Raw genomic sequence first — 15089 nt, 5'->3', positions numbered from 1 at the left:
CTCAGACCCGCGCGGGGGAAAGCCGGTCCACCAGCTCCGCCATGGTGTTGGCGGTCCGGAAGTTGTCGATCTTCAGTTCGTCGTTGGGGATGGTGACCTCGAAGGTCTTCTCGATGAACATCACCAGCTCCATGGCGAACAGCGAGTTCACGAAGCCCAGGGCGAAGATGTCCTGGGTCTCGTCGATGTCCGCCTGCGGGTAGCGGGCGCGCACGAAGTCGAGGATCTGTTCCTTGGCGTTGCCGGACATATCTGGCTCCTTCGGGGATCGCTTACTTGGCGTCGTAGGTGTAGAAACCGCGGCCCGACTTGCGGCCGTGCAGGCCCGCGTCGGTCATCTGCTTGAGCAGCGGGCAAGGGCGGTACTTGCTGTCGGCGTAGTGCTCGTAGAGCACCTCCACGCTGTAGAGGATGGTGTCGACCCCGATCAGGTCGGCCGTCTCCAGCGGGCCCATCGGGTGGCCGAAACAGCTCCGGAACACCTCGTCGACCGACTCGGCGGTGGCGACGCCCTCGTGGACGAGGAACGCGGCCTCGTTCACGGTGAGCATCAGGACCCGGTTGGAGACGAACCCGCAGGCGTCCTTGACGTCGATGGCCTTCTTGCCCATCGCCGACAGCAGGTCGCGGACCCGCTCGACGGTCTCGGCGGTCGTGTGGAAGCCGGGGATCAGCTCGCACGCCGGCTTGGCCGGGACCGGGTTCATGAAGTGCACCCCGACCACCTTGTCGGGGCGGCCGGTGACGGCGGCGACCTTGGTGATCGGGATCGCGGAGGTGTTGACGACGAAGATGGTGTCCGGCCCGCAGACCGCGTCCATCGTCTCGTAGACCGACCGCTTGACGTCCCAGTTCTCCGTCACGTTCTCGATGACGACGTCGGCCTTGGCGACCGCCTCGGCGCCCACCGCGGTGGTGATCCGGGACAACACGTCATCGGGGTCCAGGGCCGGGCCGCCCATCAGGCGGCTCATCCTGGCGTTGCGCCAGATGGTGGCGCGGGCGGCGGCGAGGATCTCCTCGTCCTTGTCCACCAGGACCACATCGTGGCCGGTCTGGGCCAGGTTCTGGGCCACGCCGACGCCCATCACGCCGGCGCCCACCACACCGATAACTGTCATGACCTCTCCGTTTCTCTGGTTGTCGTGCTGACGGATGGCGCTCATCGGCGCCGGCGGGAGGCCGACGACTCCAGGCCCGAACGGCGGAGCTGAGCGCGGACGTGGCTGCCCCCGTTCTCGGCCGCCGTCCCCGACGCCGGTGCGGGTCCCGAGGTGAGGGCCTCGATGGTCACGGCGAGCGCGGCCACGGTCGGCGCCTCGTACAAGATGTGTGGCGGGAGCTCGGCGAGGGCGAACTCGCGGCGCAGGGCGGCCACGATGCTGACGCCCAGCAGCGAGTTGCCGCCCAGTTCGAAGAAGTTGTCGAGCACCCCGATCTGGTCGAGGCGGAGCGCGTCGCCCCAGATGACCGCGATGGCCTCCTCCCTCGGCCCGGACGGCTCCTGGTAGGGCGTGACCAGCTCGGGCCGGGGATGCCGGTCCCCGGCGGCGCCGGCCCCGGCGGGCGCGGTCACCGCCTCCAGGTTGAACAGCGCGCTGCCGGTGACGACGGTCTCGAAGTCCTGGGTGGAGACGATCACCCGGGGTTCGCCGCCGGCCAGGGCGCGCAGCAACGAGCGGTACCCCTCCTCGAAGCCGATGCCGACCCTGGCCCGGTTCTCCCTGAAGAAGGTCTGGAGACCTTCGTCGTAGCCGGCCAGGCCGGCCTCCCAGGCGTTCCAGGTCCACTCGCCCCAGTCGATCGAGACGACGTTGCGGCCGGTCGCGGCCAGTCGCAGCGCGTAGCCGTCCAGGTAGGCGTTGGCGGCGCAGTAGTCCACCTGGCCGGGGCCGCCGCCGGTGGCGGAGGTGATCGAGGAGAACAGCGCCAGGAAGTCCAGCTCGATCTCGCCGGGCTCGCCGACGCGGAGGGCTTCGGCCAGCGCCCGCGTTCCGGCGATCTTGGGGGCGAGCACGGCGTCCAGCTCCTTCGGGCGCTTGAACTGCATCAGGCCCATGGCCGGGAGCCCGGCCGCGTGCAGGACGCCGTGGAGCGCGCCGAACCGCTCGATCGCCGTGTCCACCGCCCGCTTCACCGCGGCCGGATCCGACACGTCGCCGACCACGATCTCGACCTCGCCGCCGAGGTCTCGGATGGCCTGGACCTGGGCGCTGCGGCGACGGGCGGCCTCGTCCCGGTCCGACAGGCCGGACCGGCCGAGCAGGACGAGCCGGGCCTTGACGTCGCGGGCCAGACGTTCGGCCAGGCCGAGCGCGATGCCGCCGAGGCCACCGGTGATCAGGTAGACGCCGCCGTCGCGCAGCCGGGCGGCCTCGGGGGACGCCTCGGGGGTGGCCATGATCTCGTAGCCGGGAAGGTGGCGGCGTCCCCGGCGGAGCGCCACGATCCGGTCCGTCTGCGGGCGGGCCAGCTCGGCGACCAGGCCGGAGGGGGTGTCGACGTCGATGAAACGGGTGGTGACCCTCGGGTACTCCAGCGGGATCACCAGCGACGGGCCGATCAACGTCGAGCCGTCGGGGTTGCGGACCTCGCCGGGGAGGACCTCCTGGGTGCCGGAGACCGCGATGTCCAGCGACCAGCCGTCGACGCCGGACTCGCCCGCCGCCCTCGCCAGGGCGACCAGGGTGTGCAGGCCGTACTCGACGGTGTCGTCGCCGGGCTCCAGGGTCCACAGGTGCAGGACCCGGTCGAGCCCGTGGCCGGCGGCGCGCAGCTCGCGCAGGAGGGCGAGTGCGTCGGCCACGCTTCCCGGGCGGACCGTGTGGCCGCCGCCGGTGGCGGCGTAGCCCCCGCCGGGGCGGACCGGGATGACGGTCGCGCCGGTCGCGGCGAGTTCGGCCGTCACCTCGTCGGCCGCCCCCTCGCGGGTGAAGACGAGCCACGAGCGGGGCTGGTCCACGCTGGGCGCGGGGGCCGCCGTCTGCCGCCAGACCGGCAGGTGGAGCCACTGTTCCTCGGGCAGCTTGGGCAGCCCGGCGATCGCGTCGAACAGGTTGCCGCCGTCCAGGGCCGCCGGCTTGGCCTGCTGGCCCGCCTTCGGCCCGGCCACAGCCGGTGTGCCCTCGATCCAGTAGCGGCGCCGCTGGAACGGGTAGGTCGGCAGCGGGATCCGGCCCGGCAGGCCGGCGGTCCCGGCCTCGGGCAACCGCCCGTGGTAGGCGTTCCAGTCCAGCTCCGCGCCGACCAGCCAGAGGCGGGCCAGGCACCCGGCCAGCACCTCGTCGTCCGGCCGCCGGTCGCTCGCGCCGGGCAGCGCGTGCAGGATCAGCGGCCACCGCCGCGGCGGGCAGCCCGCCCCGCGGACCAGCGCGCCGAGCGACTGACCGGGCCCGATCTCGACCACGGCCAGCTCGGGGTCGGCCAGCAGCGTCTCGACGCCCGCCCCGAACCGCACCGTCCCGCACATGTGCTCGGCCCAGTAACCCGGGTCGCAGACCTGGTCGGCGTCGGCGAGCTCGCCCGTCAGATTGGAGATGTAGGGAAGCTCCGGCGGGTTCAGCCGGATGTTGGCCTTCACCCAGTCGGTCAGCTCGCCGGCGACCGGCTGGAGCATCCGGGAGTGGAACGCGTGCGTGGTGTCCAGCGCCCGGCACGGGATCTCGGCCCGGCGCAGTTCGGCGACGAGCCGCGCCATCTCCTCCGGCGGCCCGGCCACGACCGAGGCCTGCGGGCCGTTGACGGCGGCGACGTCCAGGCCGCGCCGCTCCAGCCGGAACCTGCGGCGCACGTCCTCGGCGGACATCGAGACGGCCACCATGGACCCGGCGGGCATCGCCCCGATCAGCTTGGCCCGGTGCGCGACCAGGGCGATCGCGTCCGGCAGCGAGAACACACCCGCCAGGCAGGCCGCGACGTACTCGCCGAGGCTGTAGCCGAGCATCAGCCGGGGCTGGACACCCCAGGCCATCAGGGTGCGGGCCAGGGCGTACTCGACGGCGAAGAGGGCCGGCTGGGCGATCTCGGTGCGCCGCAGCGTGCCAGCCCGGCCGTCCCCCGCCCCGGCCTCGGCCCGGCCGAGCAGGACGGCCAGGTCGTCGCCCGCGCCGCGCCCGCCGGCGACCAGGCCGGGCAGGTCGACGCCGTCGAGCGGTCCGGCCAGCACCTCAAGGCATTCGTCCAGGGCCGCGCGGAACGCGGGTTCGCGCCGGTAGATCTCGGTGACCATGCCCGGGTACTGCTCGCCGACGCCCGCGAACAGGAACGCCGCCTGACGGCCCTGCACGGTGTCGACCCGGGAGAGCAGTCCGTCCTGGGCCGCTTCGCCGGTGAGGATCCGGGCGGCGTCGGCGGTGGTGGTGGCGACGATGACCTTGCGGTGCTCGAACGTCTTGCGGCCCACCTGGAGCGTGTACGCGGCGTCCGCCAGCCGGGTGCCGGAGGCGGCGGCCAGGTGCTCGCCGAGCCGCCGGGCGGCCTGCTCGGCGGCGACGGCGTTGCGGGCCGAGACCGGCAGGATCTGGTGGCGGCGGCCCTTCTCGTCCTCGACGCGCGCGGGCCGCGCCGGGGCCTCCTCGATGACCATGTGCACGTTGGTGCCGCCCATCCCGAGCGAGTTGAGCCCGGCGATCCTCGGCCGGCCGTCGCGGGTCCGCCACGGGGAGAGCTCGGCGTTCACGTAGAAGGGGCTGTTGTCGAAGTCGATCTCGGGGTTGGGGGCCGTGTAGTGCAGGCTCGCCGGAATGAGCTGGTTCGTCAGGGCGTACGAGGTCTTGATCAGGCCGCTCGCGCCGGCCGCGCGGTCCAGGTGGCCGACGTTGGTCTTGACCGAGCCGATCGGGCAGTAGCGCGTCTCCTCGGTCGGGCCGAACGCGCGGGTCAGCGCGGCCACCTCGATCGGGTCGCCCAGTTCGGTGGCGGTGCCGTGCGCCTCGATGTAGCTGATGTCCTCACCGGTGACCCCGGCGTCGGCCATCGCGTCGGCGATCACCCTGGCCTGGCCGACCACGCTGGGCGCGGTGTAGCCGACCTTGAGCGCGCCGTCGTTGTTCATCGCGGAGCCGCGGATCACGGCCCAGACGTGGTCGCCGTCCCTGATCGCGTCCGACAGGCGCTTGAGCAGGACCACGGCGGCCCCGTCGCCGAACATGCTCCCTCTGGCCTGCGCGTCGAAGGTGCGGACGTGGCCGTCGGGCGACTCCATGCCGCCGGGGCCGAAGACGTGGCCGACCTTGTCCGGGACGCGGATCGAGACCCCTCCGGCCAGGGCCATCTCGCAGTCTCCCGCGCGCAGGCTCTGCACCGCGAGGTGGGTGGCGACCAGGGAGGTGGAGCAGAACGTCTGGACGGCGACGCTCGGGCCGTGCAGGTCGAAGAGGTAGGAGACGGTGGTGGTGAGGGCGTCCTTGTCGTTGCCCATGATGATCTCGTAGTGGCTGACGTCCTCGTCCTCGCGCAGCAGGCGGTCGCCCATGTGGAGGAGGTAGGTGCTGATGTTGGCGCCGCCGTAGACGCCGACCCGGCCGCGGTGGCCGGGGGCGCCGTAGCCGGCGTGCTCCAGGGCCTCCCAGCAGACTTCGAGGAACAGGCGCTGCTGCGGGTCGGTGAGGGCGGCCATGCGGGGGCTGATGCCGAAGAACTGGGCGTCGAAGCCGGCGACGTCGTCCAGGACCGGGCGGGCGGGCACGTACGCGGGGTCGTGGACGAGGGCCTCGTCGACGCCGGCCGCCCTGAGCTCCTCCGGGGTGAAGAAGCTGATCGACTCGACGCCGTCGCGGAGGTTGCGCCAGAAGGCGTCCACGTCGCCGGCGCCGGGGAACCGGCCGGCCATGCCGACGATGGCGATCCGCCGGTCGTCGTCGTCCCGGGTCGCCGCGACGGGGACGGCGGGCCTGGCGGGCGGCTTGGCGGCGGGCTTGACCGGGGAGGCCGTGGCGCCGCGTTCGTCGAGGATGGCCGCCAGCCGGTTGACGGTCGGGGCCTCGAAGAGCAGCACCGTCGGGACGGCGACCCCGAAGCGTTTCTTGACCAGCGCCAGCATCTGGAGCGCGACCAGCGAGTTCCCGCCGAGGTCGAAGAAGTTGTCGCGGGTGCCGACGGGCTCGACGCCCAGCACCTCCGACCACAACTCGGCCAGCGCGCGCTCGGTGCCGGTCAGCGGCGGGCTGTAGGGCTGCGGCAGCTCGGGCCGGGGGAAACGCTCGGCGGCGTGCGCCGGGGCGGGCCCGGCGGCGACCTTCGGCAGCCGGTCGGCCAGGCCGCCCGCGGCCACCACGACGGCCGGCCTCCCGATCGCGATCACCTGGTCGAGCGCGGCCAGGGACTCGGCCGCGGTCATCGAGTGGGCGGCCATGCCGGCGCCCATCCCGCCGTCGAGGCGCTCCAGCGTGACCGACCAGGTGTCCCAGCTCGCGGCCAGCCATCCCGGCCGCCGGGCCAGGGCGGTGAGCGCGGCGTTGGCGGCCGAGTAGCTGCCGAACGCGATGCCGCCCAGGATGGCGGAGGTGGACGAGAACAACACGCAGAAGTCCGGCTCGTGCCCCTCAAGCACTGCCGCCAGCACGCGGGCGCCGGTGACCTTCGCGCCGAAGTGGCGCGCGACGGCGGCCTCGGTGACGTCCCGGAGCGGGAGGAACGTGTCGGGCCCGGTCTCGGCGGCGGCGTGCACCACCCCGTCGACCCGGCCCACGCCGGCGAGCATCGCGCGCATCGCGCCGGCGTCGGTGACGTCGACGCGGGGGGTGAGCACCTCCGCGCCGAGCGCGCGCAGCCGCTCCGCGGCGTCGCCGCGCGGGCCGCTCCGGCTGGTCAGGACCAGCCGGCCCGCGCCGGCCCGGATCAGGTGCTCCCCGACGAGCAGGCCGACGTCGCCGAGGCCGCCGGTGATCAGGTACGTGCCGCCGGGGCGCACGCCGGTGTGGGCCTTGGCCGCGGCGGCCGGGACGAACTCCCGCACGTGGCGGCGGCCGTTCCGGTAGGCGACGAGGACGTCGGCCGACGTGCCCCGCAGCTCGGCGGCCAGGGCGTCGGCGTGACCGGCGGCGCTCGCGCGCGGATCCAGGTCCACACCCCGGCAGTCGAGGGCCAGGTACTCCTGGTTGCCGGTGATCGGCAACGTCGCCGCGGCCGCCTGGGCCGGGTCGGCGTGCTCCCCCGGCGCGACCGCCTGGCCGCCCAGCGTGGCGACGACGACCCGGGTGCTCTCGCCGCCTTCGTCGCCGAAGGCGTCCAGCAGGCGGGCCAGCGGCACCACGGCCCGGCCGTCCGGGCCGTCGTGAGGGTCGAGGAGACGGAGGTCGGCCACGACGACGGGGCCGCCCTCGGCCAGCCGCCGGGCCAGCGCGACGTGGTCGGCGGCCGAGGCGGGGTCGACGGTGAAACCGCCGGGGATCTCGGCGAACGAGGCGCCCGCCCGTACGGTCACCACCTCGCCGCCGTCGGCGCGGAGCGACCGGGCCAGCGCGTCGGCGACCCCGGTGCCGTCGGCGAACAGGACGTGACGGCCGATGGTGTGCGTTTCCGCGGGCAGCGCCTCGGCGGCCCAGCGGGACTCCAGAAGCTGAACGTGGTCATGGTCGGGTTCGGCCGCCAGGCGCGGCGCCTCGGCGGGACGCCCGGCCGGGGCGTCGATCCAGTAGCGCTCCCGCTGGAAGGGGTAGGTGGGCAGCCCGACCTTGGCGGCCGGCCGGTCCTGCCGGTAGCCGGGCCAGTCGATCGGGGCGCCGGCCAGCCAGAGCCGCCCGACGGCCTCGGCGAGCACGGACCCGGCCGGGCGCGGGTCGGCGGCGGCCGGGAGGGTGGAGACGACCAGCGGCCAGCGCTCGCGCGGGCAGTCACGGTGCGCCCGGACCATCGCGCCCAGCGACTGGCCGGGGCCCAGCTCCACCAGGGCGTGGTCGCCCTGGGCCAGCAGCGTGCCCAGCATGGCGTCGAACCTGACCGGCGCGCACATGTGCTCGGCCCAGTAGCCGGGGTCGGTGGCCTGCGCCTCGGTGATCAGCTCGCCGGTGACGTTCGACACGTACGGGATGCGCGGCCCGGACAACTCGATGTTGGCGGCGATCCAGGCCGTCAGCCCGGCGCGGACCGGCTCCATCATCCGGGAGTGGAAGGCGTGCCCGGTGGCGAGCGGGCGGCACGGGATCCCGTCGGCCGCCAGCAGCGCCCGGACCGCCTCCATGGCGGCGGGCTCGCCCGCGAGCACGGTCAGGTCGGGGCCGTTCTCGGCGGCCACGTCGATCCCCGCGACGCCGGCGCGCGTGATCCTGGCGGCCAGGTCGGCCGCGCCGAGCGGGACCGCGCTCATCGCGCCCTCGGGCAGCGTGTCGATCAGCGTGGCCCGGTGCGCGACCAGCGCGAGCGCGGACTCCAGCGAGAGCACCCCGGCCAGGCAGGCGGCGACGTATTCGCCGAGGCTGTACCCGGCCAGCACGGCCGGTGTGACACCCCAGCCGATGAGGGTCCTGGCCAGGGCGTACTCGACGGAGAACAGCGCGGGGTGCAGCAGCGTGGTCGGCATCGGACCGGAGGCGGCGGCGTCGCGGCCGAGAAGGGCGCCGAGGCCGCCTCCCGAACGGGTGTCGCGGGGGCGGAGCATCTCCTCCAGCGGGTCGGCGCCGTTCATCCGGGCGCGCAGGATCGCGCGGCACTCGTCCAGAGCGGCCCGGAACGCGGGTTCGGTGGTGTAGAGGTCTTCGGCCAGGCCGGGGTACTGCTCGCCGGTGCCCGGGATCAGGAAGCCGACCGGGCGGTCGCCGCGGCTCTCCGCGCGCCCCTGCACGCCGGTGTCCCGCATCCCGGCGACGGCCTCCCCGGCCGTGGCGGCGACCAGGAACCGGCGGTGCTCGAAGACGCGGCGGCCGGCCCGCAGGGTGTGGGCGACGTCGCCGAGCCGCAGGTCGGGCGTGTCGGCGAGGTGGTCGGCGAGACGGGCGGTCAGCTCGTCGGCGGCCTTCGCCGAGCGGGCCGACCAGATGAGGAGCTGCGGCCGGGACGTGTCCGCCGGCCGGGAGAGCGGCGGGGCCTCCTCCAGCACGACGTGGGCGTTGGTGCCGCCGATGCCGAAGGCGCTGACCCCGGCCCGCCGGGTCCGGCCCGCCCCGTGCGGCCACGCGCGCAGGGCGGTGACCACGTCGAGCCGGGCCTCTCCCGCGCTGAGCTGCGCGTTCGGCGTGGACAGGTTGCGGGTCGGCGGGATCTCGCCGTGCCGGAGCGCGAGCGCCGCCTTGATCAGGTTGGTGACGCCGGCGGCCCGGTCGAGGTGGCCGACGTTGGGCTTGACCGAGCCGATCAGCAGGTTCTGGCCCTGGAACACCTGCTGGAGCGCGGCCAGTTCGGCGGCGTCGCCGAGCGCGGTGCCGGTGCCGTGCGCCTCCACGTAGTCGATGTCGGCCGGGGCCAGACCGGCGGCGGCCAGCGCCTCGGCCATGACGGCCGCCTGGCCCTGCACGCCCGGCGCGGTGAAGCCGACCTTGCGACCGGCGTCGTTGTTGACCGCCCAGCCCCGGATGACCGCGTAGATCTGGTCGCCGTCGGCGAGCGCGTCCTCCAGGCGGCGGAGCGCGACCACGCCGACGCCGCTGCCGAGCGGCGCGCCGAGGCCGCCCGCGTCGAAGGCGCGGCATTCGCCGTCCGGCGGGGCGATGCCGCCCTGCTGGTAGAGGTAGCCGACCCGCTGCGGCACGCCAACCGCCACGCCGCCGGCCAGCGCGAGATCACTCTCGAAGGCGGCCAGGCTGCTGGCGGCGGCGCAGATCGCGACCAGCGACGTGGAGCAGTAGCTCTGCACGGAGTAGCTGGGACCGGACAGGCCGAGCGTGTGCGAGACCCGGGTGGTGAGGGAGTCCTTGTCGTTGGCCAGCCCCACCGCGAGCTCGCCCATGACGGCGCCGATCTCGCTGGGCACCAGGTTGTTCTGCAGGTAGGAGCTCCAGGCCGAGCCGCCGAAGACGCCGATCGCGCCGTCGAAGCGGGTGGGATCGCAGCCCGCGTCCTCCAGCGCCTCCCAGCTGTGCTCCAGGAAGAGCCGGTGCTGCGGGTCGAGGATCTGCGCCTCCTTCGGGCTGAACCCGAAGAAGCCCGCGTCGAACAGCTCCACTCCGTCGATCACGGCCCCGGCCTTCACGTAACCGGGGTCGGCGAGCAGTTCCCCGGGCACGCCGGCGGCCCTGAGCTCCTCGTCGGTGAAGCGGGTCACCCCGGATCGGCCGGCCCGGATGGCGGCCCACAGTTCGGCCACTCCGGAGGCGCCGGGGAACCGGCCCGACATCCCGACGATCGCGATGTCGGTGCCGGCACCCTCGTCATCAATCACGTCGTCAGCCACGTCGTCAGCCACGTCGTCAGCTCTCATGTCGGGCGTCCTCACTTCCGCGTCCCCGAGCGGGCGCGGCGACGCCGCGACCCCCGCGCCGCGCTGGTGTCCAATGCCTGGCGGGCGCCTTCCGCGGCGTCTCCGGCCACCGCCGCGGCGAACTCCGCCACGGTCGGGTGTTCGAACAGCACGGCGGGCGCGATCGGCACGCCGAGTTCCTTCTCGATGGCGATCACCATGGCCATCCCGACCAGGGAGTTGCCGCCGAGGTCGAAGAACGGGTCGTGCACGCCGACCCGGTCGATGCCGAGGTAGGCGCCCCACACTTCGGCGATGGCGGTCTCCGCCTCGGTCCGGGGGGCCGCGTAGTCGGTGCGGAGCTCGGGGCGCGGGAAACGCTCGCTGAGCGAGACGGCCGTGGTCGCGCCGACCAGCGCGTCGATGTCGACCATCGCCGACCAGTCGCGGAGCACCTCGGCGAGCGGCTGCCGGACCGCCAGGACGCTGCCGTGCCCACCGGCCACGATCCGGTCCAGCAGGGCGCAGCCGGCGTCGTCGGCGAAGCCGTACCGCTCGCGGTAGGCGCGCACGCGTTCGGCCAGGCCGGTGGCGGATTTGAGGCTCTCCACCTGCCAGTCGTCGTGCTGCCAGGGGCCCCAGGCGATCGACACGACCCGGGTGGAGGGGGCGGAGGCGGCGAGCGCCTCGCCGTAGGCGTCCAGGACGGTGTTGGCGGCGCAGTAGTCGCTTTCGCCGATGCCGCCGAACGCGGTGACGGCGGAGGAGTACAGGACGAGCAGCTCGGGCCGCCGGTCGGCGGGGGTGCCCGGGCCGACCAGTTCGGCCAGCGGGCCCATCGCGAGGACCTTGGGGGCGAGCACCGCTCCCGCGTCCGCGAGCGCCCTGCGCCGCGCCATCCCGCCGGCGGGGAGCCCGGCGGCGTGGACGACGCCGGTGAGCGTGCCGAAGTGGTCGCGGCAACGCTCCAGCGCGGCCCGCAGCTCGGCGGGAACGCCGACGTCGGCGGTGAGCAGCAGCACCTCGGCCCCGGCGGCCTCCAGTTCCGCGACGTCCCGCAGGCTGCGCCCGGCCTTGGAGCCGGGGTCGGCGCCAGGGCCGACACCGCGGGAGAGCGCGGTCCGGCCGACCAGCGCGAGCCTGCGCACCCCGGCCCGGACCAGGTGCCTGGCCAGTGCCATGCCCAGGCCCCGGGCGCCGCCGGTGATCAGGTAGACGCCGTCCTCCCGCCACGGCGACGGTGGATCGGCGACCGTGGGCACCTCGGCCCAGCCGCGCAGCCAGCGCCGGTCGCGCCGCCAGCCGGAGACCCGGTCGTGCACGGTGTCGTCGCGGCCGGCGTCCAGCAGCAGTTCGCAGCCGATCTGACCGGCTTCGGCGTCGGCGTCCGGCGCGGCGGGGTCGAGGTCGACGCCGGTCCAGTCGAGGCCCGCGTATTCGTGCCGGATCGCGCGTCCCAGACCGTGGGTCACGGCCCGGTACGGGGCCGTCGCGTCCGCCCCGAGGATCTCGGTGGCTCCCCGGGTGACGGTCAGCAGCCGTACGTCCCGGTCGCCGAAGGCCTGGGCGGCGAGCAGCAGGCTGTCGAAGCCGTACCCGACGGCGGTGTGCGGGTCGTCGGCGAGGAGGCTCCACAGGTGGGCCACCCGGACCGGCCCGTCACCCTCGGGGAGAGCGAACACCTCGGCGTAGTGGCCGGGCTCGCGGGGGTCGATGACCAGGCGGCGGCCCTCGCGGCGCAGCTCGGTCCCGGCGACCACCTCCAGGACCCGCGTGCCCGACGCGGCGGCGCGGTCGGCGAGTGCCGCGCCGACGCCGGCGGAGTCGGCGAACACGATCAGCGATCCGTCCAGCCGCAGGTCGGCGGGGACGGCCCGGCGTGCCGGGTCCCGCTGCCAGGAGGGGGCGAAGCAGAGGTCCGCCGGTTCGGCCGGCCGGCCGGACGGCACCGGCGAGCCGCTGCCCTCGACGATCTCGGGCCAGTAGCGGGTGCGCTGGAACGGGTACGCCGGCAGGCTGACGACGCGGCCCGGTCCCGGCTGGACCCGCTCCCAGGTCACACTCGCGCCGAGTTCCCACAACCGGGAACAGGTCTCCAGGAGTTCGGCCCGGGAGTCGCGCGGTTCTCCCCCGGTCCAGGAGGCCGGCAGGGTGCCGAGGACCGCGGCCATGGATCCGCCCGCGAGGTTCTGCCGGACCAGGCCGCCGAGCGTCTGCCCCGCGCCGAGTTCGACGAACACGTCGATGTCCCGCTCGACGCAGTGCCGTACCGCGTCCGCGAACCTGACCGTGCTGACGAGCTGGTCGGCCCAGTACACGCTGCTGGTGGCCTGTTCCGCGGTCATCGGCAGGCCGGTGAGGTTGCACAGGATCGTGGTGGCCGGCGCCCGCCGGGGCACCGATTCGATCAGCGCGGCCAGTTTCTCCCGCGCGGGTTCGAGCAGCGCGGAGTGGAAGGCGTGCGCGGAGCGCAGCGGGCGGCAGGCGATGCCCCCGGCGAGCAGCCGGTGGGTGATGGCGTCGATCTCGTCGGGCGGGCCGCTGAGGACGGTCATCGACGGGCCGTTCAGCGCGGCGATGTCGGTGCCGGTCCCGGCGCCGAAGGCGCGGACCTGGTCCTCGCCGGCCGCGACCGCGACCATCTTGCCGGCCGGGATGGCGCTGATCAGGCGGGCGCGTTCGGTGACGACGCGCAGCGCGTCCTCCAGGGTGAAGACCCCCGCGAGGGTGGCGGCGACGTATTCGCCGAGGCTGTAGCCGAGCAGCGCGTCCGGGCGGACGCCCCGGTGCGCGAGCAACCGGGCCAGCGCGTACTCGACGGTGAACAGGAACGGGTGGGCGACCTCGGCGTGCGCCAGCCGGTCGTCGGCCTCCGAGGGGGCGTGCGCGCGGCCGAGCAGGACGGCCAGATCGCCGGAGGCCGACTCGGGCCGCCCAGCGGGGTGCTCAGTGGCGTGGAACAGGGGGCGCAGGTCGACGTCCCCGACGAGTTCGACGCAGCGGTCGACCGCTTCGGCGTAGACGGGTTCGGCCTGGTAGAGCTCCCGGCCGAGGCCGGCGTACTGATCGCCGACGCCGGGGAGGAGGAAGGCGACGCGTGGCCGCCCCTTGACGCGCGCGGCGGCCCCGGACGAGGCGGCGCCCCGGAGTGCCCGGACGGCCCCGGCCACGTCGTCGCAGACCACGACGCGGCGGTGGTCGTGCTCGGCGCGGCCGGCCCGCAGCGTGTGCGCGACGTCGGCCAGGTCGGCGTCGGGGCGGTCCTCCAGCCAGGAGGCGAGGCGGGCCGCGTGCGCGCGGAACGCCGCGTCGCCGGCGGCCGAGAGGGGCAGCGCGTGCGGCCCCCCGACCGCCGTCGCCGGCTCGGGTGAGGGCGCGGATTCGAGCACCAGGTGGGCGTTGGTGCCGGACAGGCCGAACGAGCTGACTCCGACCAGGCGCGGCGTGCCCTCGCCGGGCAGCGGCACCGCGTCGGCGGCCGGCTGGATCGAGCCGTCCGCGGGGACGGCCGGGGACGGCCGGGTCAGGTTGAGGGTCTTGGGGATGAGCCGGTTCTCCAGGATCAGCACCGACTTGATCAGCCCGGCGACACCGGCGGCGGCCTGGGTGTGGCCGATGTTGGTCTTGACCGAGCCGACCCGCAGGGGGCGTTCGGCGGGCCGGTCGCCGAAGACGTCGTGCAGGGCGCCGAGCTCGATCGCGTCGCCGAGGTGGGTGCCGGAGCCGTGCGCCTCGACGTGGTCGATGTCGTCGGGCGACACACCGGCGGCGGCCAGCGCGCTGGTGATCACCGCGACCTGGGCGCCGCGGCTGGGGGCGGTGAGGCCGTTGCTGCGGCCGTCCTGGTTGACGGCGGAGCCGCGCAGCACGGCCCGGATGCGGCGGCCGTTGGCGATCGCCTTGGAGAGCGGTTCGAGCACGACCAGGCCGGCGCCCTCCCCCATCACGTAGCCGTCGGCGTCGGCGTCGAACGTCTTGCACCTGCCGTCCGGGCAGAGCATCCCGCCGGCGCAGGCCTGGATGAAGTTGGTGGGGTGGATGGTCAGCGACGCTCCGGCCGCGATGGCCAGGTCGCAGTCGCCGCGCCGCAGACTCTCCGCGGCCAGGTGCACCGCGATCAGCGACGACGAGCAGGCGGTGTCGACCGTGAGCGTCGGGCCCGACAGGTTGAACTGGTAGGCGATCCGCCCGGCGGCGACGCTGGCGGACACCCCTGAGGCCAGGTACGGGTCGGCCAGCGCGTCCCGGCCCTGGCGTTCGAGCTGGAGACGGCCGTACTGGAGGGTGTCCATCAGCCCGATGATCACGGCGGTGCGGCTGCCCGCCACCCGGGCCGGGGAGGCGCCGGCGTCCTCCAGGCCCTCCCAGGTCAGCTCAAGCAGGAGCCGATGGTGGGGGTCGACGCGGAGCGCCTCACGCGGGGACAGGCCGAAGAACTCGGCGTCCCAGGTGGTGATCTCCGGCAGGAACGCGCCGTGCCGGGTGTACATGGCGGCCGGGGTGCGCGGGTCGGGGTCGTAGTAGTCGTCGATGTTCCAGCGCGCGGCCGGCACCTCGGTGACCCCGCTACGGCCCTGCGACAACATGTCCCAGTACCCCTCGACCGTCTCGCCGCCGGGATAGCGGCAGGCCATGCCGATGATCGCGACCGGTTCGTGGGTGCGGTCCTCGGCGGCGGCGAGCAGGCGGCGCGTCTGGGTCAGTTCGACGGTCACACGCTTGAGGTAGGCGCGGAGTTTTTCCTCGTTCCCCATTTGTC

General features: G+C 74.5%; 4 protein-coding genes. All 4 read right to left on the bottom strand.

What is annotated here, in order from left to right:
- Window position 1: 1 nt before the first annotated feature.
- From AW273_RS23960 to AW273_RS23945, 4 genes are read right to left on the bottom strand one after another with little or no spacing between them, the layout of a single operon-like run.
- Window positions 2–250 carry an acyl carrier protein gene (locus tag AW273_RS23960; RefSeq protein ID WP_062352175.1) on the bottom strand — a complete coding sequence of 83 codons (249 nt, stop codon included), beginning with the start codon at window positions 248–250 and terminating at the stop codon, window positions 2–4.
- 22 nt (window positions 251–272) lie between these two features.
- Window positions 273–1121 (bottom strand): 3-hydroxyacyl-CoA dehydrogenase family protein, encoded by an 849-nt coding sequence (locus AW273_RS23955; RefSeq protein WP_062352430.1) that lies wholly within the window; start codon window positions 1119–1121, stop codon window positions 273–275.
- 41 nt (window positions 1122–1162) lie between these two features.
- Complete coding sequence (locus tag AW273_RS23950) at window positions 1163–10351, bottom strand: type I polyketide synthase (protein ID WP_083949992.1); 9189 nt, start codon at window positions 10349–10351, stop codon at window positions 1163–1165.
- Between the two features lie 11 nt (window positions 10352–10362).
- Entirely contained in the window at window positions 10363–15084 is a 4722-nt protein-coding gene (locus AW273_RS23945) for a type I polyketide synthase (RefSeq protein WP_062352169.1), read from the bottom strand.
- Window positions 15085–15089 lie beyond the last annotated feature (5 nt).

The organism is Herbidospora yilanensis (assembly GCF_001570565.1).
Lineage (GTDB): Bacteria > Actinomycetota > Actinomycetes > Streptosporangiales > Streptosporangiaceae > Herbidospora > Herbidospora yilanensis.
Note: the sequence above shows the minus strand (reverse complement) of the source record. Positions and strands in the feature narration are given on the sequence as shown.